Annotated in this window: 17 protein-coding genes; 11 read left to right on the top strand and 6 right to left on the bottom strand. The window is 66.0% G+C overall.

What is annotated here, in order from left to right:
* The first annotated feature begins 312 nt into the window (after positions 1-312).
* Positions 313-4,008 (top strand): YhdP family protein, encoded by a 3,696-nt coding sequence (locus ACQR1F_RS05430; RefSeq protein ID WP_315800141.1) that lies wholly within the window; start codon positions 313-315, stop codon positions 4,006-4,008.
* 48 nt (positions 4,009-4,056) lie between these two features.
* Here the strand turns inward: ACQR1F_RS05430 and ACQR1F_RS05425 are convergent, their stop codons facing one another.
* The 3 genes from ACQR1F_RS05425 to tyrS all read right to left on the bottom strand — a co-directional run bounded on the left by ACQR1F_RS05425 (position 4,057) and on the right by tyrS (position 8,467).
* Positions 4,057-5,754: a methyl-accepting chemotaxis protein gene (locus ACQR1F_RS05425; RefSeq protein ID WP_434912638.1), complete on the bottom strand. Its 1,698-nt coding sequence runs from the start codon at positions 5,752-5,754 to the stop codon at positions 4,057-4,059.
* Positions 5,755-5,897: 143 nt separating this feature from the next.
* Entirely contained in the window at positions 5,898-7,157 is a 1,260-nt protein-coding gene (locus tag ACQR1F_RS05420; protein WP_434872740.1) for an MFS transporter, read from the bottom strand.
* Positions 7,158-7,213: 56 nt separating this feature from the next.
* A complete protein-coding gene (gene tyrS, locus ACQR1F_RS05415; protein ID WP_434892165.1) occupies positions 7,214-8,467 on the bottom strand; it encodes a tyrosine--tRNA ligase in 1,254 nt (417 codons plus the stop codon).
* A gap of 194 nt (positions 8,468-8,661) precedes the next feature.
* Here tyrS and ACQR1F_RS05410 point away from each other — a divergent pair, with 194 nt between their 5' ends.
* Together ACQR1F_RS05410 and ACQR1F_RS05405 are read left to right on the top strand one after the other, a co-directional pair.
* A complete protein-coding gene (locus ACQR1F_RS05410) occupies positions 8,662-9,765 on the top strand; it encodes an anhydro-N-acetylmuramic acid kinase (protein ID WP_315800137.1) in 1,104 nt (367 codons plus the stop codon).
* An 81-nt stretch (positions 9,766-9,846) separates the two neighbouring features.
* Positions 9,847-10,524, top strand: coding sequence for a glutathione S-transferase family protein (locus ACQR1F_RS05405; RefSeq protein ID WP_434898678.1), 678 nt, complete (start codon positions 9,847-9,849; stop codon positions 10,522-10,524).
* 188 nt (positions 10,525-10,712) lie between these two features.
* Here the strand turns inward: ACQR1F_RS05405 and ACQR1F_RS05400 are convergent, their stop codons facing one another.
* Complete coding sequence (locus ACQR1F_RS05400; RefSeq protein WP_008971476.1) at positions 10,713-11,360, bottom strand: alpha/beta hydrolase; 648 nt, start codon at positions 11,358-11,360, stop codon at positions 10,713-10,715.
* A gap of 333 nt (positions 11,361-11,693) precedes the next feature.
* Complete coding sequence (locus tag ACQR1F_RS05395) at positions 11,694-12,545, bottom strand: LytTR family DNA-binding domain-containing protein (RefSeq protein ID WP_434912637.1); 852 nt, start codon at positions 12,543-12,545, stop codon at positions 11,694-11,696.
* A 116-nt stretch (positions 12,546-12,661) separates the two neighbouring features.
* Between ACQR1F_RS05395 and ACQR1F_RS05390 the strand changes: the two genes are divergently transcribed.
* From ACQR1F_RS05390 to ACQR1F_RS05355, 8 genes are all read left to right on the top strand, one after another.
* Positions 12,662-13,825: a cysteine desulfurase family protein gene (locus ACQR1F_RS05390; protein ID WP_434912636.1), complete on the top strand. Its 1,164-nt coding sequence runs from the start codon at positions 12,662-12,664 to the stop codon at positions 13,823-13,825.
* Positions 13,826-13,909: 84 nt separating this feature from the next.
* Positions 13,910-15,406 (top strand): Fe-S cluster assembly protein SufB, encoded by a 1,497-nt coding sequence (gene sufB, locus ACQR1F_RS05385; RefSeq protein WP_434872744.1) that lies wholly within the window; start codon positions 13,910-13,912, stop codon positions 15,404-15,406.
* A 114-nt stretch (positions 15,407-15,520) separates the two neighbouring features.
* The gene (gene sufC / locus ACQR1F_RS05380) at positions 15,521-16,273 is read left to right on the top strand and encodes a Fe-S cluster assembly ATPase SufC (RefSeq protein WP_315800132.1); all 753 of its coding nucleotides are present in this window, start codon (positions 15,521-15,523) and stop codon (positions 16,271-16,273) included.
* 19 nt (positions 16,274-16,292) lie between these two features.
* The gene (gene sufD / locus ACQR1F_RS05375) at positions 16,293-17,606 is read left to right on the top strand and encodes a Fe-S cluster assembly protein SufD (protein WP_316236565.1); all 1,314 of its coding nucleotides are present in this window, start codon (positions 16,293-16,295) and stop codon (positions 17,604-17,606) included.
* Positions 17,603-18,850 carry a cysteine desulfurase gene (locus ACQR1F_RS05370; RefSeq protein ID WP_434895167.1) on the top strand — a complete coding sequence of 416 codons (1,248 nt, stop codon included), beginning with the start codon at positions 17,603-17,605 and terminating at the stop codon, positions 18,848-18,850. Before sufD ends, ACQR1F_RS05370 begins: the two co-directional genes overlap by 4 nt.
* Positions 18,847-19,218 (top strand): SUF system Fe-S cluster assembly protein, encoded by a 372-nt coding sequence (locus ACQR1F_RS05365; RefSeq protein ID WP_315800129.1) that lies wholly within the window; start codon positions 18,847-18,849, stop codon positions 19,216-19,218. Before ACQR1F_RS05370 ends, ACQR1F_RS05365 begins: the two co-directional genes overlap by 4 nt.
* Positions 19,219-19,279: 61 nt before the next feature.
* Positions 19,280-19,669: a HesB/IscA family protein gene (locus ACQR1F_RS05360; RefSeq protein WP_257170803.1), complete on the top strand. Its 390-nt coding sequence runs from the start codon at positions 19,280-19,282 to the stop codon at positions 19,667-19,669.
* Between the two features lie 117 nt (positions 19,670-19,786).
* Positions 19,787-20,365 (top strand): TfoX/Sxy family protein, encoded by a 579-nt coding sequence (locus tag ACQR1F_RS05355; RefSeq protein WP_434912635.1) that lies wholly within the window; start codon positions 19,787-19,789, stop codon positions 20,363-20,365.
* A 31-nt stretch (positions 20,366-20,396) separates the two neighbouring features.
* Here ACQR1F_RS05355 and ACQR1F_RS05350 read toward each other — a convergent pair whose 3' ends face one another.
* Positions 20,397-21,464 (bottom strand): GGDEF domain-containing protein, encoded by a 1,068-nt coding sequence (locus ACQR1F_RS05350; RefSeq protein WP_316178913.1) that lies wholly within the window; start codon positions 21,462-21,464, stop codon positions 20,397-20,399.
* Positions 21,465-21,473: the final 9 nt, after the last annotated feature.

The raw sequence follows: 21,473 nt of genomic DNA, 5'->3' as shown, positions 1-21,473 counted from the left end.
GATCAGACGTCCCCGCCACAAATTTCGTCCGGCGGTGGAGAGGCGCCGGTCCGCTGGCGCGAGCAGGTGGGCAAACCTGACGGCGGCGGGGTATAGTGACGAGGATTCCGCGCGTCGTCCGCGCCGCCGGCGAAGCGCCAGCGGGCGTGTTGACAGCACCCGCCGAAGCGTGACGGGATCATTGGGGCATCGACTCCTGCCGGCAGTGAGCACGCGCGCTGCGTGAACGGGCGGGGCTACACCGGCGACCAATCTGGCCGAGGCCAGATTGGCACGACTATTTCGGACACGAGGGGCCGGCACCGAGAGGCAATGGCAAGACAGACATCACCCCAGCGGCCCCATCTGCAAGCGGACACCCAGGGCCAGCAGTGGGATGAGGCCGACTGGGATGTGGCCGACCAGTATGAGGCTGCCGCCGAGCACGACGAGATGGTCGGGCAGCGCGCCCGGAGCCTGTTGTCGCGGCCCGATTCGAGCGGGAGCACCGGTCGATTCGGCGGGGCGCGCCCGCGTCTGCCGGGCGGCCGGGTGGCCAAGCGGGTCGTCATCACGCTGGCATCGCTCATGCTGCTCGTCGGGCTCGGATTTGCCGGCCTGTGGCTGCGGCTCGGTGCGGGCCCGATCAGCCTCGACATAGCGACGCCATGGCTCGCGGCGGCGATCGAGGACAATATCGGCCACGGCAACACCGTCGAGGTCGGCGGCACTCAGATCGAGCGCGCCGGCCGGATCAGGATCGCGGTCCGGATCCGCGACATCATCGTGCGCGATCAGGATCACGCCATCGTCGCCAGCGCGCCCAAGGCCGAGGTGCGGCTGTCCGGCGCCGCGCTGCTGATGGGCCAGCTGCGCGCCGAAAGCCTCAAGCTGGTCGACGCCGAGCTCGCGATTCGCATCACGCCGGACGGCACCGTCACGGTGTCGACGGGTGAGACCAACAAGCCGCTGGCGACGGGCGTCGCCTCCAAGCGCGACGCCGGCCTGCCGCCGACATTCCCGCGGCCGGGACAGGCCGCGCCATCGCCTGGTGCACCGGGACCGCAGGCCGGCCCGCTGCCGTCGGCGGCCACTTCGACTTTGCCGGCGACCGCCGCGCCGAACGGCCTGCTCGCCGGCCTGGACTGGCTCGACAGCCTCAGCCTGACCGGGCTCGATGGCCAGAACCTGAACGAGATCGGGTTGAAGAACGGCGTGCTGGTCGTCGACGACCAGCAGCGCGGCAACAAATGGACGTTCGAGAACATCAGCCTCAGCCTCCGCCGGCCGTCCGGCGGCGGGGTGGCGCTGAGCCTCGGCGAAGAGGGCGCCAGGCCGTGGTCGCTGCGCATTCTGGTCGGGCCCCAGGCCAACGGCGTGCGCACGGTGGACATCAAGGCTGACAAGGTTTCCACCAGCAACATCCTGCTGGCGATGCGACTCAAGGATCTCACCTACATGGCGGACCTGCCCATGACCGGCGAGATCAAGGGCGAGCTCGCGCGCGACGGGTTGCCGACCTATCTGCGCGGCAAGATCAACATCGGCGCGGGCAAGATCATCGACACCGATACGCCCGACTATCCGATGGCGATCGATTCCGCCGAGATCAGCATGGAATGGGACGCCGGACGCCGCGTGCTGATCGCGCCGTTGAAGGTGATCTCTGGCGCCAACCGCATCACGCTCAACGCCAATCTCGAGCCGCCGAACGACACCGCGAACGACTGGCGGCTGGGTCTCAACGGCGGCACCATTCTGCTCGGCGCCATCGAAAACGAGCCACCGCTGATCTTCAACCGCATCTCGATCAACTTCCGCTTCGACACCGAGGGCAAGCGCGTGCTGCTGACGCAGGCCGAGGTGTCCAACGGTGAAATCGGCGTCGCCGGCACCGGCAGCGTCGAGTATGCCGGAGAGCCGCGGCTGAAGCTCGGCTTCGCCGCGACGCCGATGCCCGCGCTGGCGATGAAACGGATCTGGCCGGCGCTGATCGTGCCGGAGGTGCGGGCCTGGATCATCGAGCGCATCGAGCGCGGCTCGGTGCAGCGGATCGACGTCGCGGTCAATTCGCCGACGCGCAACCTGCCGCGCAAGGGGCCGCCGATTCCCGACGATGGTCTCGACGTCAACATCGTCGCCACCAATGTCACCGTGCATCCGGTCGACGGCCTGCCGTCGGTGCGCGATGCCGACGTGAAGGCGCATGTCACCGGCCGCACCGCGACGGTGACGATCGGGCAGGGCGTCGCGGATACGCCGGCCGGGCGCAAGCTCAACTTCTCCGACGTCGTGTTCGAAGTGCCGGACATGGCGCCGAAGCCGTCGCCGTCGCGGGTGCGCATGCGCGTCGAGGGCCAGGTCGCCGCGGCCGCCGAGATCCTCGCCTCCGACCGGCTCAACGATCTGTCGTCGATGCCGATCGATCCCAACCAGACCAAGGGAACGTTCCAGGCCAGCGTCAATCTCGCGATGCCGGTCAAGGGCGAGCTGACCAAGGCCGACACCAGCTACGCGGTCACGGCCGATCTCAACGGCTTTGCCGCCGACAAGCTGGTGATGAACCAGAAGCTGGAGGCCAACACGCTCAAGATCGTGGCCAACACCGCCGGCTATCAGGTGAAGGGCGACGTCAAGATCAACGGCCAGCCGGCCACGCTCGACTATCGCAAGCCGACCGAGGGCGACGCCGACATCAAGATGCAGGCGATCCTCGATGATGCGAGCCGCGCCCGGCTCGGCATGGATCTGGGCACCGCGATCACCGGCAACGTGCCGCTCAAGCTCAACGGCAAGATCGCGGGCTCCGCCGATCGTGACAGCCGGCTCGGTGTCGAGGCCGATCTGACCCAGCTCAAGCTCGACAATTTGCTGCCGGGCTGGGTGAAGAATCCGGGCAAGGCGAGCAAGGCCACCTTCAACGTGGTCGCCAAGCAGCAGTCGACCCGCTTCGAGGACATCAACATCGAAGGCGGTGGCGTCTCCATCAAGGGCTCGCTGGAAGTCGACCAGAACGGCGACCTGATGAACGCCAACTTCCCGACCTATTCGCCGTCGGAAGGCGACAAGACGCAGCTCAAGGCCGAGCGCGGCCAGGACGGCGTGCTGAAGCTGTCGATGCGCGGCGACGTGTTCGACGGCCGCGGCTTCCTGAAGTCCGCCATCTCCGGGACCAACAAGGATGCCGACAAGAACAAGGCGCGCTCGAATCTCGACTTCGACGCCGAGGTCAAGCTCGGCGCCGTCGCCGGCTTCAACGGCGAGGCGCTGCGCAGCGTCGACGTCAAGCTCTCCCGGCGCGGCGGCGCCTTCAAGAGCTTCAACCTGACCGGCAAGGTCGGCCGCGACACGCCGGTCACGGCCGACATCCGCGTCGGCCGCGAGGCGCCCAGCTCTGATCCGCGCGCGCGCCGCCAGGGCCGCGAGGTGATCTATCTCGTGACCAACGATGCAGGTGCGCTGCTGCGCTTCGCCGACACCTATTCCAAGATGGCCGGCGGCGAGCTGGAGCTGGCCATGGAGCCGCCGACGGCCGATTCCAGCCCCAAGGAAGGCCTCGCGATCGTTCGCAACTTCACCGTCAGGGGTGAGCAGGCGCTGGACCGCGCCGCTTCCGGTGCGGCCCAGGGCGCGTCACAGGGCATCGCCTTCACGATGCTGCGCGCCGAGTTCACGCGGCAGAACGGGCTGCTCTCGATCCGCGACGGCGTGGTCAAGGGGCCGACGCTCGGCCTGACCATCGAGGGCAGCATCGACTACAACGTCAACCAGGTCCGCGCCTCCGGCACGATCGTGCCGCTGTACGGGCTGAACAACATGTTCAACCAGATCCCGATCGTCGGCCTGTTCCTCGGCGGCAGCAATGAAGGTCTGTTCGGCGTGACCTACGAGGTCGTCGGCACGCCGAGCCAGCCGGTGGTGCGCATCAATCCGATCTCGGCCATGCTGCCGGGCGTGACGCGCAAGATCATGGATTTCAATACCGGCAAGCAGCAATACCCGCCGGCGGAGCTGCCGCCGAACAATTGATGCTGCCGGCCGTCGCGTCGGCGACGTCAACAGAGCGGATCGATGCGGTCAGGCCGCTCTGACGCCAGCAAGGAAGGTGTCGACCTCGCGGGAGAGCTGCTCGGCCTGCTTGGAGAGGTTGCCGGCGGCGATCAGCACGTGGCTCGCGGCGCCGCCGGTCTCGTTGGCCGCCGTCGAGACGCCGCCGATATTAGCGGTGACCTCGCGGGTGGCCTGCGCGGTCTGGGTGACGTTGCGCGCGATCTCCGCGGTGGCCGTTCCCTGTTCCTCGATCGCCGATCCGATCGTGGCCGCGATCGCGGACACCTCCTCGATGGTCAGGGTGATGCCGTCGAGCGCGCCGACCGCTTCCCGCGTCGCGTTCTGGATCTGGGCGATGCGGTCGCCGATCTCCTGCGTGGCCTGTGCGGTCTGGCTGGCCAGGCTCTTCACCTCCGCTGCGACCACCGCGAAGCCGCGCCCGGCTTCGCCGGCGCGCGCGGCCTCGATCGTGGCGTTGAGCGCCAGCAGGTTGGTCTGGCCCGCGATGCTGGAGATCAGCTCGGCGACGTGCTCGATCTGCTTGGCGCCGTCGGCCAGGGCGCGGACGATCCCGTCGGTATGGCGCGCGCTTTCGACGGCGCGTCCGGTAACCTCGGCCGATTGGGCGACCTGACGGCTGATCTCGGTGATCGACGAGGTCAATTCCTCGGCGGCGGTGGCGACCGTCTGGACGCGCGAGCTCGCTTCATTCGCGGCGGAGCTGACGGCGGTCGCGCGCGCATTGGTGCTCTCGGCGGTGCCGGTCATCGATTTCGCCGTGGCCTCGAGCTCTCCGGCGCCGGACGCCATCAGGGCCACGAGCTGGCCGACGGAGGCATCGAAGCGGTCGGCCATCGCGATCAGCGCGTCGCGCTTGTCCGCTTCGCTGCGCTGCTTGGATGCGGCCTGCTCATGCTCGAGCATGCGGGCGGTGATCGCGGTCTTGCGCAGTACCTCCAGGGTCTCGGCCATGCGGCCGATCTCGTCGCCGCGTTCGGTCTCGGCGACCGGCTGCTCGAGCCGCCCGCCGGCGATGTCCTGCATGCGATCCTTCAGCCGATGCAGCCCGCCGACCACGTTGTGCGAGATCAGGAAGGACAGGAGGCCGAGCAGCACGAGCAGCGCCGCGCCGATGCCGGCGAGCCGCATCAGCAGCGCATAGACGTCCGCCTCGATGTCGTCGACATAGAGCCCGTAGCTCATGACGATGTTCCACGGCGCGAAGGCGCGGACGAAGACGACCTTCCGCAGCGGCTCGGTCTGGCCGGGCCGCGGATAGAGGTAGGAGGTCGTGCTGCCTTCGGGTTTCTGCTGGGCGGCCTTGATCTGTGCATCGGCGATCATGACGCCGTTGGCGTCCTTGGTGCCGAGGATCTTGCCCTCCAGTTTCTCGTTGGCGGCATTCAGCAGAAGCGCCGAATCGGCCGCGTTGTAGGCGATCGGATAGCCCTGGCCGTTGTTGAACGTCATTCGTCGCGCAAGATAGCGGAACTTGTTCTTGGCCTCGTCCACCGACATCTTTCCTGCCGCGACCTCCGTCTGCAGCGTCTCTGCGAGACCGTAGACGAGGTCCACCGCGGTATGCATCTGGGTGATGCGGTCTTCCAGCATCCGCGCGCGGCTGAGCCAGCCGGAGACGGCCACGATCGCGATCACCGTCGCGATCGCAAGGATCACCATGCTCGCGAGCTTGGTGCGGAACTTCATGCGGCTGAGCAGTGTCACGGCGTCCTCGTCGTTCTTGTTGCCGAAACAACTATCATCAAGCTGCTTACTAATCATGAACGCGTGGTCGTTACGCGCCGTCCACTATGTGGACGGGCGGCACTCGGAGCGCGCAAGCACGTCGTATTTGGACCGCCCGCCAACTACGTGCGAAGGGCTGGAACGACCAGGAACGGGATCATGCCGATGACGACGCTGACGAGCGCGAGCAGAATGACGGCATCATAGCCGTGGGTGAGATCGTGGATGACGCCGCCGCTCCATGAGCCCAGCGCCGAGCCGAGCCCGCTGCCGATCGTGATGGTGCCGTAGATGGTGCCGAGCCGCCTGCCGCGGAAGATCTTCATCGCGGTGGCCGACAACAGCGGCCCGCGCGAGCCGATCATGCTGCCGAAGCAGACGACGAAGCCGGTGAGCAGGAAGATGTTCGGCGCAAATTGCAGCGCCCACAGCATCAGGATTCCTGCGATCGATACCGCGTAGGAGAACAGCACCGACGGCCGCCGCCCGATCAGCCCGTCGAGCGCGGAGACGCCGAGCATGCCGAACAGCAGCACCACGCCGGAGAAGCCCCAGGCGGTGGCGGCCTGCAGCGGCGCAAAGCCCGCATCGATCAGATAGGCGACGACCTGCGGCGCGATCGCATACATGCCGATGGCGGTGAAGAAGAAGGTCGAGAACAGCGCCCAGAAGGCGTGGTGGCGCAGCGCGCGCGACAACGTCCAGGCGTCGTCAGCGAGCTCGTCGCTGATCGGCCTGGTGATGTGAGGCGCGCCGGCGGCGAATAGCCGCCACGGTAGCAGCGCCAGCGGCACCAGCAGACTGAAGGCTGCAGCGCCGAACGCCTGATAGGTGCTGCGCCAGCCGATCGCGTCGATCAGCAGTTGCGAGCCCGGCAGCAGGATCAGTACGCCGGCGCCGGTCGCCGAATAGATCACCGCCATCGCGGTCGGCAGCTTCTTGCCGAACCAGCGGCCGAGCAGGATCGAGTTGGGGACGTTGCCGATCAGCGCGATGGCGATGCCGACGCACAGGCCGATGCTGATCTGGAACTGCCACAGCGCCCGCGCGTGCGCGGCGGCCGTGAAGGCGGAGCCGAGTAGCAGGAGACCGAGCGCATAGACGGCGCGTGGTCCGGAGTGGTCGAACAACCGTCCGATCAGCGGCGCGGCGAGGCCGCCGGCGAGCGCCGTCAGCGAATAGATCGAGACCACCTCGGAGCGGTCCCAGCCAAAGCCGTCGGAGATCGGCTTGAGGAAGACGGTAAAGCTTTCTCCCAGCCCGCGGCCGAGCACCGACAGCGCGAAGCACAGGCCCAGCACCACGAACGCCAGGTGCGTTCGTGGTCGAGCTGTCGGGCTTTCCTCGGCTTGCGCAGGCTCTTGCGGCGCGCTGATCGTCATGCCGTCATGGGAGCGCCTTTCGGCGTTCCCTGACAAGCAGGCAAAAGCGAATGCGGCTATGCAGGCTTCACCAGCACATGGCGCTTCTTGCCCAACGACAGCTTGATCACGCCCTCGCTGGTGAGCTCCGCCTGTGTCAGCGCCATCTTCTCGTCGGTGACCGCGACGTCGTTGACGCGCAGGCCGCCCCCCTTGATCTGCCGCCGCGCCTCGCCATTGGAAGCGACGAGCCCGGCCTTGACGAAGGCGCTGAGCACGCCGAGCCCGGCATCGAGCTCGCCCCTGGCGACCTCGACCGTCGGCAGATTCTCGGCGATCGCACCTTCCTCGAAGGTGCGGCGCGCGGTCTCGGCCGCGGTGTCGGCCGCTTCTTTGCCGTGCAGCAAGGTGGTCGCCGCATCCGCCAGCGCCTTCTTGGCCTCGTTGATCTCGGCGCCCTGGAGCGCGCCGAGCTTTTCGATCTCCGACAGCGGCAGCGTCGTGAACAGCTTGAGGAACTTGACGACGTCGGCGTCCTCGGTGTTGCGCCAGTACTGCCAGAAATCATACGGGCTGCACTGGTCGGCATTGAGCCAGATCGCACCCTGCGCGGTCTTGCCCATCTTGGCGCCCGAGGCGGTGGTCAGCAGCGGTGTCGTCAGCGCGAACAGCTGCTCGGTACCCATGCGACGGCCGAGCTCGACGCCGTTGACGATGTTGCCCCACTGGTCCGAGCCGCCCATCTGCAGCCGGCAGCCGGTGCGGCGCGCCAGCTCGACGAAGTCGTACGCCTGGCAGACCATGTAGTTGAACTCGATGAAGCTCATCTCCTGCTCGCGCTCGAGCCGCAGCTTCACCGAGTCCATGGTCAGCATGCGGTTGACCGAGAAGTGCCGGCCGATGTCGCGCAGCATCTCGATCCACTTGAGCTGGGTCAGCCATTCGGCGTTGTCGAGCATGATGGCGTCTGTCGCGCCGTCGCCGTAGCGCAGCACCTTGGCGAACACGCCGCGGATCGAGGCCTTGTTGGCCTCGATCTCCTCGACGGTGCGCATCGCGCGGGTCTCGTCCTTGCCGGAGGGATCGCCGACCATGGTGGTGCCGCCGCCCATCAGGGTGATCGGCTTGTTCCCGGTCTGCTGCAGCCAGTACAGCATCATCATGGTCAGGAAGTTGCCGATGTGCAGCGAGCGTGCGGTGCAGTCATAGCCGACATAGGCGGTCGCCTGGCCCTTGGCGGCGAGCGCATCCAGGCCCTCGAAATCCGAGCACTGATGGATGAAGCCGCGGCTCTGCAGCACGTTCAGGAAATCAGACTTGAAGCCAGTCATTGTCGGCGACTCTGAGCATTTGTTTACGGTATTGACCTGATGTCGCGGTGGGGTGCGGTAGGGCACATGCCGCGGATACGGGCGTTGTGGCATTATAAGATGCGCCGGGCTTGTACAAGCATGGGCGCGGCCCGGGCGGGACCTCAAATCGGCCGTACTTGGCAAGCAGGGCAGGGTTTTCGGGTTCGACTGCAATGATTCTGACCGCACTTGGCCTCATGAGTGGCACCTCGCTCGACGGGGTGGACGTGGCCCTGATCGAGACCGACGGGCGGCAGATCAAGAGGCTCGGCCCCACGGGCTACCGGGCCTATGGCGCCGCCGAGCGCAGCCTGCTGCGCGAGGCGCTCGCCGATGCGGTGCAGATCGAGCGGCGCGAGGCGCGTCCCGGGCGGGTACGCGATGCCGAGCGCGCCGTGACGGTGGCGCACGCCGAGGCGATCGCCGCGTTCCTGGCGCAGCACCGGCTCAAGCCTGAGGACATCGACATCATCGGCTTCCATGGGCAGACCGTGCTGCACCGCCCGGAACGCCGCCTGACGGTGCAGATCGGCGATGCCGCCGCGCTCGCCAAGTCCGTCCATATCCCGGTGATGCACGATTTCCGCGCCGCCGACGTCGATTTCGGCGGGCAGGGCGCGCCGTTCGTGCCGGTCTATCATCGTGCCCTGGCGCAATCGCTGTCACGCCCCGGGCCGATCGCCGTGGTCAATATCGGCGGCGTCTCCAACATCACCTATATCGATGGCGACGACGTGCTGATCGCCTGCGACACCGGTCCGGGCAATGCGCTGCTCGACGACTTCATGCACCGCACGACCGGCCAGGCGTTCGATCAGGATGGCCGCGTGGCGGAGCAGGGCAGGCCGGACGAGGCCTGGATCACGAGCGCGCTCGACATGCCCTTCTTCGCGCTGCCGCCGCCGAAATCGCTCGACCGCAACGATTTCGCCGCGCTGAAGCTCGGCGATGTGACGCCGGCGGACGGGGCCGCGACCCTGACGGCGTTCACGGCGGCTGCGATCGCCCGCGTCGTTCCGCTGCTGCCGAAGCCGCCGGCGAGCTGGATCGTGTGCGGCGGCGGGGCCCGCAACCATACCATGATGCGGATGCTGCGGGAGCGCGTCGCGCCGGCGAGCGTCGAATCGGCCGATGCGCTGGGCTGGTCGGCTGACGCCATCGAGGCCCAGGCATTCGGCTTCCTGGCGGTGCGCGGCATGAAGGGCCTGCCGCTGAGCTATCCCACCACCACCGGGGTGCCGTTTCCGATGACCGGCGGAGTGATCGCGCGTCCGTGATCCATGCAATTGCATGAATCTTGACAGTTCCATGCGTGTGCATCTAGTTTGATGCATCTGCATCAAACTGTCGAGGATGTCATGTCGCCCTCCCTGAAGCTGATCAGCCACAAGCTCTGCCCCTATGTGCAACGCGCCGTCATCGCGCTCACCGAGAAGGGTGTCGCGTTCGAGCGGATCGACATCGATCTTGCCGACAAGCCCGACTGGTTCCTGAAGATCGCGCCGCTCGGCAAGGTGCCGGTGCTGGTGGTGCCGACGGCGCAGGGCGAGGTGGCGGTGTTCGAGAGCAACGTGATCTGCGAGTACATCGAGGACGCGCAGCCCGGAGCTAGGCTGCATCCCGATGACGCGCTCCAGCGCGCGCAGCATCGCGCCTGGATGGAGTTCGGCTCGGCGATCCTCGGCGATCTCTGGGGCCTGGAGACGACGCAGGATGCTGCCGTGTTCGGCGCGAAGCGCGAGGCGCTGACGGCGAAGTTCGCCCGCGTCGAGGACGCGCTGGGCGAGGGACCGTATTTCGATGGCGTGCGCTTCAGCCTGGTCGACGCGGTGTTCGCGCCGATCTTTCGCTATTTCGATGTGTTCGATGGTTACGGCGATCTCGGCATCTTTGCGTCAACGCCGAAGGTTCGGGCCTGGCGTGATCAGCTCGCGCAGCGGCCGAGCGTGACGACGGCGGTCAGCGCCGACTATCCGCAACTGCTCCGCGCATTCCTCGCGCGACACCAAGCGTATTTGTTGAAGCAGGCGGCGTGAGGAAGTACGCGAGCGTAGGGTGGGCAAAGCGATCAGATCGGCGCAACGCGCTGATCTGATCGCGTGCCCACCATTGGCTCAGCATGCTCACATGAAGTCGGTGGGCACGGCGCGTTGGCGATCATCCATGTTGACGAAGCGTCGATCGCGCCTTTGCCCACCCTACAGATCGTCGCTTTCAGCCGGCCTCACCTCACATTGGCGAGGCGCATGTCCAGATAGGCCGTGATCGTCTCCATGAGCGGCTCGAGCTTGCCGTCGAAGAAGTGGTTGGCACCGGGGATGACCTGCTGGTCGATCACGATGCCCTTCTGCGTCTTCAGCTTCTCGACCAGCGTGTTGACGTCCTTGGGCGGCACCACCGCATCGCGCTCGCCGTGCACGATCAGGCCGGAGGACGGGCAGGGCGCCAGGAACGAGAAGTCGTAGAGGTTGGCGGGCGGCGCGATCGAGATGAAGCCCTCGACTTCCGGGCGGCGCATCAGGAGCTGCATGCCGATCCAGGCGCCGAACGAGAAGCCGGCAACCCAGCAGGCGCGCGCCTCGGGGTTGATGGTCTGCGCCCAATCGAGCGCGGAGGCCGCATCGGACAGCTCGCCGGTGCCGTGGTCGAACGAGCCTTGGCTGCGGCCGACGCCGCGGAAATTGAAGCGCAGCACCGAGAAGCCGCGATGCGCGAAGGCGTAGTAGCACTGGTACACGATCTGATGGTTCATCGTGCCGTGGAACTGCGGATGCGGATGCAGGATCATCGCGATCGGCGCGTTCTTCTGCTTCGCCGGATGGTAACGGCCTTCGAGGCGGCCGGCCGGACCGTTGAAGATGACTTCAGGCATCAGAGAATCCTTGGCAGAGCGTCGACCGACTTCGTCCATGCTTCATCTGGCGCCTCGCCGAAGAGTTCAGCAGGGGACATCAGCAGGAAAAGTGGTGATCGAGCGCCATCCGTTCGCTTGGACGGAGCGGCGCTGGCGTGACTGGAAGTTGGCCTTCTAGCATGGAGCGCAGGGCAAAAAGCAAGGATTTTCAACGCCCGGCGAGGCGGCTGCGGCAGGGATGCCGAGCGCGCCCTCGAAGCGGCTGCGGGCCGAGGCGGCCGCGGAGCGTGCCCCGAATGCGCCTGCAATTCGATGAAAATACAGGCGTTTTCGTCGGCAGCCGCGGCCGCTTCAGCGCGCCGCCACCACCGTCTGCTCCCATGGCGCAACCGCGCTGCGATAGCGGCGGCTGCCCTGGACGGATTGGCCGCCGTCGAAGGTCAGGTCGAACTCGCCTGATGGCAGAACCGAAAGCGCGGTGACCCTGGTCATGTTGACGAGCCGGCCGCGGTGGATGCGCACCAGCGCGAAGCGGGCGAGTTCGGCCTCGGCGGCCGACAGGGTGCCGCGGATCAGATGTCGCCTGCCGTCGGCCATGGCGTATTCCACGTAGTTGCCGGCCGCAGCGACCCACAGGATGTCGGCCGGCGCGACGCGGATGCGGCTCGCGCCGTCGCGCAGCCAGAGCGTGGCAGGGGCAGGAGGCTCAGATCGCCGCGTCGGCTGTTGGAGGGCGCTCGCGCGATAGCCGTCATATAGCCAGAGTGTGGCACCGATGAGCAGCGCCGTCATGACGTCCTTGCGGAACTCGTACACGATGGTGGCGAGCGAGAACTGGAAGTCGTAGGCGCCGCCAGCGCCCCACATCAGCAGCTTGCGCAGCATCACCATGCCGGTGATGTGGAGCAGGGAGAAGACGATGACGGCGGCAACGGCGAGCGCGATGAGACGGACAGGGGCGGCCGGGCCCCGCCGGATCAATCGAACGGTGACGACCAGCAGCGGCGCCAGCAGGATGATGACGATGATGCTCGTCATCTCCCACAGCAGCTGCTTTTCCAGATCATAGGCGGCTCCCCGCCTGACGGCATCGTGGGCGGCCGAGAGGGCGTTGACGACGCCGATGCCGAGCGAGAGCCCGGCCATGATGGCGTAGAAGCTCCGATCATTCGGACGCAGCATCGAGCCGACAAGCTTGTTCATGGCACCGGACCCGCTATCTCAATCTCGCGCCCGACGATACCACGCTGGCCGTCGCGCATCATCATGGTGCCGACGAGCCATGGTCGTTCGTGGCCCGAGTTGATATGAACGGACCGATGGCCGACAGGATCTATCTCGACTGGAATGCGACGACCCCGCTGCGGCCGCAAGCGCGCGCGGCGATTCTCGCTGCCATGGATCTGGTCGGCAATCCCTCGTCGGTTCACGCCGAAGGCCGCAAGGCACGGCGGCTGATGGAGGAGGCCCGCGAGGTCATCGCCCGCGGGCTCGGCACCGTCGCGCGCCGCGTGATGTTCACCTCCGGCGGAACCGAGGCCAATGTGCTCGCTTTGAGCCCGGGTCTGCGCGCGCCGGCCGGCCCGGTCGAGCGGCTGCTGGTCTCGGCGATCGAGCATGCCTCGGTGCTGGCCGGCGGCCGGTTCGCGCCATCTGCGGTGCAGACGATCCCGGTCGATGCCTCCGGCGTGGTCGATCCCGGCCGCCTGGAAGCCCTGCTGGCCGGCGGGCCGCCGGCGCTGGTGTCGGTGATGGCCGCCAACAACGAGACCGGGGTGCTTCAACCGGTTTCGAAAGTTGCTGAGATCGTGCACCAGGCGGGCGGCCTGCTGCAGGTCGACGCGGTCCAGGCATTTGGGAAAATACCCCTCGATATCAAACAGATGGGCGCGGACCTTGTGACCATCTCTGCGCACAAGATCGGCGGACCCAAGGGCGTCGGCGCGCTGGTTCTGGGCGCCGGCGTGGAGGAGCCGATTCCGGTTCTCCGCGGTGGCGGCCAGGAGCGCGGTCGCCGGGCTGGAACCGAAAACGTGGCCGGAATTGCCGGATTTGGCGCCGCAGCCGGCGCTGCCCTGGCTGTGCTCGAGGTCGACCTGCCCCGGATCACGGCGCTGCGCGACCGGCTGGAAACGGGCCTTCGTCAGACCGCCGGCGTGACGGTATTTTCCTCCGAAGCGGCGCGGCTTCCGAATACGACGCTGTTCACGGCGCCGGGGCTCAAGGCCGAGACGGCCGTGATCGGGTTCGATCTCGAAGGGATCGCGGTGTCTTCCGGCTCGGCCTGCTCGTCCGGTAAGGTCCAGCCATCCCATGTCCTGGAAGCGATGGGCGTCGGTTCCGCAGCGGCGCAGGGAGCGGTGCGCCTCAGTCTGGGCTGGTCCACGACCGAGGCGGATGTCGACCGGTGCCTGCAGGCTTGGCGAAAGCTGTCATTGACCCTACTTAAAGGTGGCGACGAAACCGTGCTTGAGCGATTCTAAGGGCGTGATTTCGTCCGCGAAACGTCGTAAGACGGTTCCAGAACGTGTCCACCGCGGTCCTTGAAACCGCGAGCGGAGGATGGAATGCCAGCCGTACAAGAGACGGTCGACCGCGTCAGGCGGATCGACGTCGACCAATATCGTTATGGGTTCGAGACACTCATCGAATCCGAGAAGGCTCCCAAGGGGCTTTCCGAAGACACGATCCGCTTCATCTCGGGCAAGAAGAACGAGCCCGCCTGGATGCTCGAATGGCGGCTGGAGGCGTATCGCCGCTGGCTGACCATGCAGGAGCCGACCTGGGCGCGCGTCGACTACCCCAAGATCGACTTCCAGGATCTGTATTATTACGCCGCGCCCAAGCCGAAGAAGCAGCTCTCCTCGATCGACGAGATCGACCCGGAGATTCTGAAGACCTACGAGAAGCTCGGCATTCCGCTCCGCGAGGTCGCGATCCTCGAGGGCGTCGAGCCGGTGCCCGGCGCTGGCAGCCCCGAGAGCCGCAAGATCGCGGTCGACGCCGTGTTCGATTCGGTGTCGGTGGCGACGACGTTCAAGGAGGAGCTGAAGAAGGCGGGCGTGATCTTCATGCCGATCTCGGAAGCGATCCGCGAGCATCCCGAGCTGGTGCAGAAATATCTCGGCAGCGTGGTGCCGACCTCCGACAATTTCTACGCGACCTTGAACTCGGCCGTCTTCTCCGACGGCTCGTTCGTCTATATCCCGCCGGGCGTGCGCTGCCCGATGGAGCTGTCGACCTATTTCCGCATCAACGAGCGCAACACCGGCCAGTTCGAGCGCACGCTGATCATCGCCGACAAGGGCGCCTACGTGTCCTATCTCGAGGGCTGCACCGCGCCGCAGCGCGACGAGAACCAGTTGCACGCGGCGGTGGTCGAGCTGGTCGCGCTGGATGATGCCGAGATCAAGTACTCGACGGTGCAGAACTGGTATCCGGGCAATTCGGAAGGCAAGGGCGGCATCTACAATTTCGTCACCAAGCGTGGCGACTGCCGCGGCGCCAACTCCAAGATCTCCTGGACCCAGGTCGAGACGGGATCTGCGATCACCTGGAAGTATCCGAGCTGCATCCTGCGCGGCGACAATTCGCGCGGCGAGTTCTATTCGATCGCGATCTCGAACGGCTTCCAGCAGGTCGACTCGGGCACCAAGATGATTCACCTCGGTAAGAACACGTCGAGCCGCATCATTTCCAAGGGCATCGCCGCGGGCCGCTCGCAGAACACCTATCGTGGTCTGGTCACGGCGCATCGCAAGGCGACCGGCGCGCGCAACTTCACTGCCTGCGATTCGCTGCTGATCGGCGACAAATGCGGCGCGCATACCGTGCCGTATATCGAGGCCAAGAATTCCTCGGCCACCTTCGAGCACGAGGCGACCACGTCCAAGATCTCCGAAGACGTGCTGTTCTACTGCATCCAGCGCGGTCTTTCGCAGGAGGAGGCGGTTGGCCTGGTCGTCAACGGCTTCGTCAAGGACGTGCTGCAGCAGCTCCCGATGGAGTTCGCAGTCGAGGCGCAGAAGCTGATCTCGATCAGCCTCGAAGGTTCGGTCGGCTGAGGCCATATTGCAGCAGGGCCGCGGCGCGGCCCGCTCGTGCTGATATCGATATCATACGTCCTTGGACCCGATGGAATCGGTGCCGCCAGGGCAAGCGTTGAGCGGAAACAGATCATGGCACTACTCGAAATCAACAACCTGCAGGTCCGCGTCGAGGAGCGCGAGATCCTCCACGGCCTGACGCTGTCGATCGACGCCGGCAAGGTGCATGCGATCATGGGGCCGAACGGCTCCGGCAAGTCGACGCTGTCCCACGTCATCGCCGGCAAGCCGGGCTATGAGGTGACCGGCGGCGAGATCCTGTTCAAGGGCGAGGATCTGCTCGCCATGGCACCGGACGAGCGTGCCGCCAAGGGCGTGTTCCTGGCGTTCCAGTACCCGGTGGAGATCCCCGGCGTCGCGACCATGACCTTCCTGCGGACAGCGCTGAACGCGCAGCGCAAGGCGCGCGGCGAGGAGGAATATTCGACGCCGGACTTCCTCAGGAAGGTGCGCGAGATATCGAAATCGCTCAGCATTCCGCAGGACATGCTCAAGCGCGGCGTCAATGTCGGCTTTTCCGGCGGCGAGAAGAAGCGCAACGAGGTGCTGCAGATGGCGCTGTTCCAGCCGTCGCTCTGCATCCTCGACGAGATGGATTCCGGCCTCGACATCGACGCGCTGCGCATCGCCGCCGACGGCGTCAACGCGCTGCGCGCAGCCGATCGCTCGATGATCGTGATCACCCACTATCAGCGGCTGCTGAACTACATCGTCCCCGACGTCGTTCATGTGATGTCGAAGGGGCGCGTCGTGAAGAGCGGCGGCAAGGAGCTCGCGCTCGAGCTGGAGGCGTCCGGCTACGCCCAGTTCGAGGACGCGGCCTGAGCTCGCGAATGGATCTGTGATGAACGTAGCTTTGGTCAAGAACGACAGCGGTCCGGCGGCGAGCAGCTTGCTCTCTGCCGCTCTGGGCCGTCTGCCCGGCACCGGCAAGGTGGTCGATATCCGGCGCGAAGCCTTCTCGGCCTTCGAGCGCACCGGCCTGCCGCACCGTCGTATCGAGGAATGGAAGTACACCGATCTGCGTGCGCTGATGCGCGAGGTGCTGCCGCTGGCAGGCGCGCCGGACGCGGCGGCGCTGGCGCGGGCAAAAACCGTGCTGGCTTCTGTTGCCGTCGACGGTGCTCGGAAGCTGGTGCTGGTCGACGGCGTGTTCGTGGCGGAGCTCTCGGACATCTCGGCCTCCGAAGATGGTGTCAAGGTTCACACGCTGCGCGAGGCGCTGCAGAGCGCCGGCAGCGAGCGGCTGCTGGAGACGACCGTCAACGATGCGATGGTCCTGTTGAACGGTGCGCTCGCGACCGACGGAGTCCTGATCTCCGTGGCGGATGGTGCAAAGCTCTCGCATCCGCTGCAGATCATTCACATCGCGACGGCATCGCAGGCATCGCGTGCCAGTCGCTCGCATCTTTCGGTGGGGAACGGCGCGCAGGCCACCTTGATCGAAAGCGCGATCGCCGCCGATGGCGCCTCGGGCTATCAGGCCAATGACGCCGTGGTCGTCTCCCTCGGTGACGACGCTGCGTTGTCCACCATTCGCCTGATGCGCGATGCCAGGGATGCCGTTAACATCACGTCAGCCAAGTACGAGGTCGGTGCGCGGTCGAAACTCAATCTCTTCAACATGACGACCGGCGGCGCCGTCAGTCGTCTGCAGGGCTTCATCACTCTCAAGGGCGAAGGCAGCGAGCTGATCATCAACGGCGTCAACCTGCTGCGCGACAAGCAGCATGGCGACCTGACGCTGGTGGTCGATCACGCGGTGCCCGGCTGCACCAGCCGCGAGAACTTTCGCGCGGTGCTCGACGATCGCGCCCATTCGGTGTTCCAGGGCCGCATCATCGTCCGCCCCGACGCGCAGCAGACCGACGGCAAGATGATGACGCGGGCGCTACTGTTGTCCGACGAGGCCGAGGCCGACAGCAAGCCCGAACTCGAGATCTTCGCCGACGACGTCTCCTGCGGCCATGGCGCCACCGCCGGCGCGCTCGACGACAGCCTGTTGTTCTATCTGCAGGCCCGCGGCCTGCCGGAGAAGCAGGCCCAGGCGCTGCTGATCCAGGCCTTCGTCGGCGAAGCCATCGAGGCGATCGAGGACGATTCCTTGCGCGAGCGCGTCATCGCGGCCGCCCAGGACTGGATGGAGGCGCGCGCATGAGCACGCATCCCGCCGTCTCCAACGGATCCTACGACGTCGCCCGCATCCGCGAGGACTTTCCGGCGCTGGCGCTGCAGGTCTACGGCAAGAAGCTCGTCTATCTCGACAATGCCGCCTCGGCACAGAAGCCGCGCGCGGTGCTCGACCGCATGACGCAGGCCTATACCAGCGAATATGCCAACGTGCATCGCGGCCTGCATTATCTCGCCAATGCCGCCACGGAAGCTTATGAGGGCGGCCGGGAGCGGGTCACGCGCTTCCTCAATGCGCGCCGCAGCGAGGAGATCATCTTCACCCGCAACGCGACCGAGGCGATCAATCTGGTCGCGTCGTCGTGGGGCGGGCCGAACATCGGCGAGGGCGACGAGATCGTGCTCTCGATCATGGAGCACCATTCCAACATCGTCCCCTGGCATTTCCTCAGGGAGCGGCAGGGCGCGGTGATCAAGTGGGCCCCGGTCGACGACGACGGCAACTTCCTGATCGACGAGTTCGAGAAGCTGCTGACGCCCAGGACCAAGCTGGTCGCGATCACGCAGATGTCGAACATGCTGGGCACGCTGGTGCCGGTGAAGGAGGTCGTTCGGATTGCGCATGCGCGCGGCATCCCGGTGCTGGTCGACGGCAGCCAGGCCGCCGTGCACCTCGCCATCGACGTCCAGGACATCGACTGCGACTTCTACGTCTTCACCGGCCATAAGCTGTACGGGCCGACCGGGATCGGCGTGCTCTACGCCAAATACGACCACCTCGTTGCCATGCGCCCCTACAATGGCGGCGGCGAGATGATCCGCGAGGTTGCGCGCGACTGGGTCACTTATGGCGATCCGCCGCACAAGTTCGAGGCGGGCACCCCGATGATCGTCGAGGCGGTCGGGCTGGGCGCCGCGATCGATTACGTCAACTCGGTCGGCAAGGAGCGCATCGCCGCGCATGAGCACGACCTGCTCACCTATGCCCAGGATCGGCTGCGCGAGATCAACTCGCTGCGGCTGATCGGCACCGCCAAGGGCAAGGGGCCGGTGATCTCGTTCGAGATGAAGGGGGCGCATGCTCATGACATCGCGACCGTGATCGACCGCCAGGGCGTCGCGGTGCGTGCGGGCACGCACTGCGTGATGCCGCTTTTGGAGAGATTCAACGTCACGGCGACCTGCAGGGCCTCGTTTGGCATGTACAATACGAGGGAAGAGGTCGATCAGCTTGCACAGGCATTGATCAAGGCGCGGGAATTGTTTGCATGACCGACACGGCCGACGTCAAAACTCAGACTGTCGAAACCCATTCGGCGCTGCCGCCGGAGGAGACCGAGCGGCTTTCCACCGAGATCATCGCAGCGCTGAAGACGGTGTTCGACCCGGAGATCCCGGCCGACATCTACGAGCTCGGCCTGATCTACAAGGTCGACATCAAGGACGACCGCAGCGTCGACGTGATGATGACCTTGACGACGCCGAACTGTCCGGCGGCCGGCGAGCTGCCGACCATGGTCGAGAACGCGATCGCCAGCGTTCCGGGGGTCGGCGTGGTCAATGTGAGCATTGTCTGGGAGCCGCAATGGACGCCGGACCGGATGAGCGACGAGGCCCGCCTCGTCCTCAACATGTGGTGAGGCACGACGTTTGAATGGCGGTCGGGATTGATCGAACGCCGGGATTGACCAGATGACCGATATGACCAACACGCCAGTCGCCAGCAAGCCGAAGCCGCGGCCCCGTCCGCAGGTCATGCGGCTGACCGATGCCGCGGCCACGCGCATCCGCGAACTGACCGCACGCGCGGAATCCGAGATCATCGGATTGCGCGTCGGGGTCAAGAACGGCGGCTGCGCCGGACAGTCCTACACGGTCGAATATGCCCACGATATCCGGCCGACCGACGAGGTGGTCGAGGACAAGGGCGTGAAGATCCTGGTCGATCCCAAGGCCGTGCTGTTTCTGCTCGGGACCGAGATGGACTATCAGGCCGACAAGATGCAGGCGCAGTTCGTGTTCAACAACCCGAACCAGATCAGCGCCTGCGGCTGCGGCGAGTCGGTTCAGCTCAAGCCGGCCGAGGTCTGATCGTCGGCTTTCCGCCGGGACGGCACCGGACCCTGTCGCGTTCCGGACATTGACACACGCCACCCTCCCGACCGAAAACTCCAGGCGAGCAACTGGGTGTTGGCGGGAGCTGGTGCGATGGACCGCGAATTCCTGACCGATCTGTTCGCCGGCTTCGGTCCGGTCACGATCCGGCGGATGTTCTCCGGCTTCGGCATCTCTGCCGATGGCATCAACTTTGCGCTCGCGCTGCGCAGCGGTCTCTATCTGCGCGCCGATGAGGCCAGCTTTGCCAGGTTCGAGGAGGCCGGATCCAAGCCGTTCTCCTACGAGACGCGCGCGCGGACCATGACGGTGCGCTCGTATTGGCAGGTGCCGGCGCATCTGTTCGACGACACCGATGAGTTCGCGGCATGGGCGAGAGATGCGTTTGCGGCGGCGCAGAGGGCCGCCTTGAGCAAGCGGACCAGCAAGAAACGGGCTGCGCCGCGCAGCGAGGCGGTACCGGCGCGTGGTCGGAGCAAGTCCGGAGCGACCAAGACAGCAGCGAAAAAGACCAAGTCGGTCAAGACGGGGAAGGTGGCCAAGAACGTTGCCAAGAACGTTGCCAAGAGCGTTGGCAAGGGCGCGGAAACGGCGCCCGCCGGCCGCAAGGCTCGCAGCGCGACGGCGGTGCGGGGCCGGACGTCGCGCACAGCATCATCGCGGACGCGCTGATGCTCTCGACGCTCGGCTGGCCACCTGGCCCTCAGGCAACCTGGCCGCGCGTGGCTGCCGCATATTCGGGATCGTTCTCGCACACCACCTTGTTGCGCCCGCTGCGCTTGGCGGCATAGAGGCAGGCGTCGGCGCGTTCGATCAGCGTATCCGTATCGTCACCGGCCCGCAGCAGGGACAGGCCGACCGAGATCGTCACACGTCCGAGGATCTCCCCGGTCGACTTCTTCTTCAGCTCCTTTGCCGTGACGGCGCGGCGGATGTGATCGGCCACTGTCAGTGCGTGCTGCAGCGTGGTGTTCGGCAGCACGACAGCGAACTCCTCGCCGCCGTAGCGCGCGGCGATGTCCTGGCCCTTGATGGCATGCTTCAGGGTCATCCCGACCAGCCGCAGCACCTGGTCTCCGGTGAGATGTCCGTAGGAGTCGTTGAAGGACTTGAAATGGTCGATGTCAAACATCAGCAGCGACAGCGGCTGCTGGGTCGCGAGCCCCGACTGCACCGTCGTCTCGAGCATCCGGTCGAAATATTTGCGGTTGCCGAGCCCTGTGAGCGGATCGGTCAGGCTCTCGGCCCGGATCACCTCCAGGCTGTGTTGCAGCCCGCTGATCTCGTCCTTCGACAGCGTCAGCCGCTCTTCGAGGATGCGGTTGGTTTCGCGCATCTGCTTGGTCGAATGGGCTAGCGCCTCGATGATGTCGACCAGTTGCTCGCGGCTGGTGGCCGATGCGAGCCGTTGATCGGCGCCCGCGAGGCTCGCATCGTAGCTCGCGGTTCTGCCGAGGGCATCGCTGAGCATGTTCATCAGGTCGTCGATCTCGCCGACCACGCGCGCGCCGACCTTGTCGATGCGATCCGAGGTCTTGAGATGCGCGAGGTAGGAGTCGTAGAGCTGATCCAGATCGGATTGCGACAGCCTGCCGTTGCGCGACAGCGTCTCGTTGATGATCTCGTTCAGCGGTGCGTTGTAGCCCGTCGCGTAGACGTACCAGATCTCGTAGTTGCGCGGATTTGCCGAATGGCGAAGCGTTCTGATCTGGCTGAGCGCGACTTCGGCGAAGCCTATCGTGCGTTCGTGTTCGTCAAGCGCATTGACCACCACAGGTTC

It is taken from the genome of Bradyrhizobium sp. HKCCYLS3013 (assembly GCF_051167615.1).
Lineage (GTDB): Bacteria > Pseudomonadota > Alphaproteobacteria > Rhizobiales > Xanthobacteraceae > Bradyrhizobium.
Note: the sequence above shows the minus strand (reverse complement) of the source record. Positions and strands in the feature narration are given on the sequence as shown.

Excerpts from the sequence above, each read along its gene's own strand:
- ACQR1F_RS05405 (WP_434898678.1), top strand. The coding sequence starts at position 9,847 with ATGTCGCCCTCCCTGAAGCTGATCAGCCACAAGCTCTGCCCCTATGTG.
- ACQR1F_RS05355 (WP_434912635.1), top strand. The coding sequence starts at position 19,787 with ATGGACCGCGAATTCCTGACCGATCTGTTCGCCGGCTTCGGTCCGGTC.
- sufC (WP_315800132.1), top strand. The coding sequence starts at position 15,521 with ATGGCACTACTCGAAATCAACAACCTGCAGGTCCGCGTCGAGGAGCGC.
- tyrS (WP_434892165.1), bottom strand. The coding sequence starts at position 8,467 with ATGACTGGCTTCAAGTCTGATTTCCTGAACGTGCTGCAGAGCCGCGGC.
- ACQR1F_RS05430 (WP_315800141.1), top strand. The coding sequence starts at position 313 with ATGGCAAGACAGACATCACCCCAGCGGCCCCATCTGCAAGCGGACACC.
- ACQR1F_RS05400 (WP_008971476.1), bottom strand. The coding sequence starts at position 11,360 with ATGCCTGAAGTCATCTTCAACGGTCCGGCCGGCCGCCTCGAAGGCCGT.
- sufB (WP_434872744.1), top strand. The coding sequence starts at position 13,910 with ATGCCAGCCGTACAAGAGACGGTCGACCGCGTCAGGCGGATCGACGTC.
- ACQR1F_RS05390 (WP_434912636.1), top strand. The coding sequence starts at position 12,662 with ATGGCCGACAGGATCTATCTCGACTGGAATGCGACGACCCCGCTGCGG.
- ACQR1F_RS05410 (WP_315800137.1), top strand. The coding sequence starts at position 8,662 with ATGATTCTGACCGCACTTGGCCTCATGAGTGGCACCTCGCTCGACGGG.
- ACQR1F_RS05360 (WP_257170803.1), top strand. The coding sequence starts at position 19,280 with ATGACCAACACGCCAGTCGCCAGCAAGCCGAAGCCGCGGCCCCGTCCG.
- ACQR1F_RS05365 (WP_315800129.1), top strand. The coding sequence starts at position 18,847 with ATGACCGACACGGCCGACGTCAAAACTCAGACTGTCGAAACCCATTCG.
- ACQR1F_RS05420 (WP_434872740.1), bottom strand. The coding sequence starts at position 7,157 with ATGACGATCAGCGCGCCGCAAGAGCCTGCGCAAGCCGAGGAAAGCCCG.
- ACQR1F_RS05370 (WP_434895167.1), top strand. The coding sequence starts at position 17,603 with ATGAGCACGCATCCCGCCGTCTCCAACGGATCCTACGACGTCGCCCGC.
- ACQR1F_RS05395 (WP_434912637.1), bottom strand. The coding sequence starts at position 12,545 with ATGAACAAGCTTGTCGGCTCGATGCTGCGTCCGAATGATCGGAGCTTC.
- sufD (WP_316236565.1), top strand. The coding sequence starts at position 16,293 with ATGAACGTAGCTTTGGTCAAGAACGACAGCGGTCCGGCGGCGAGCAGC.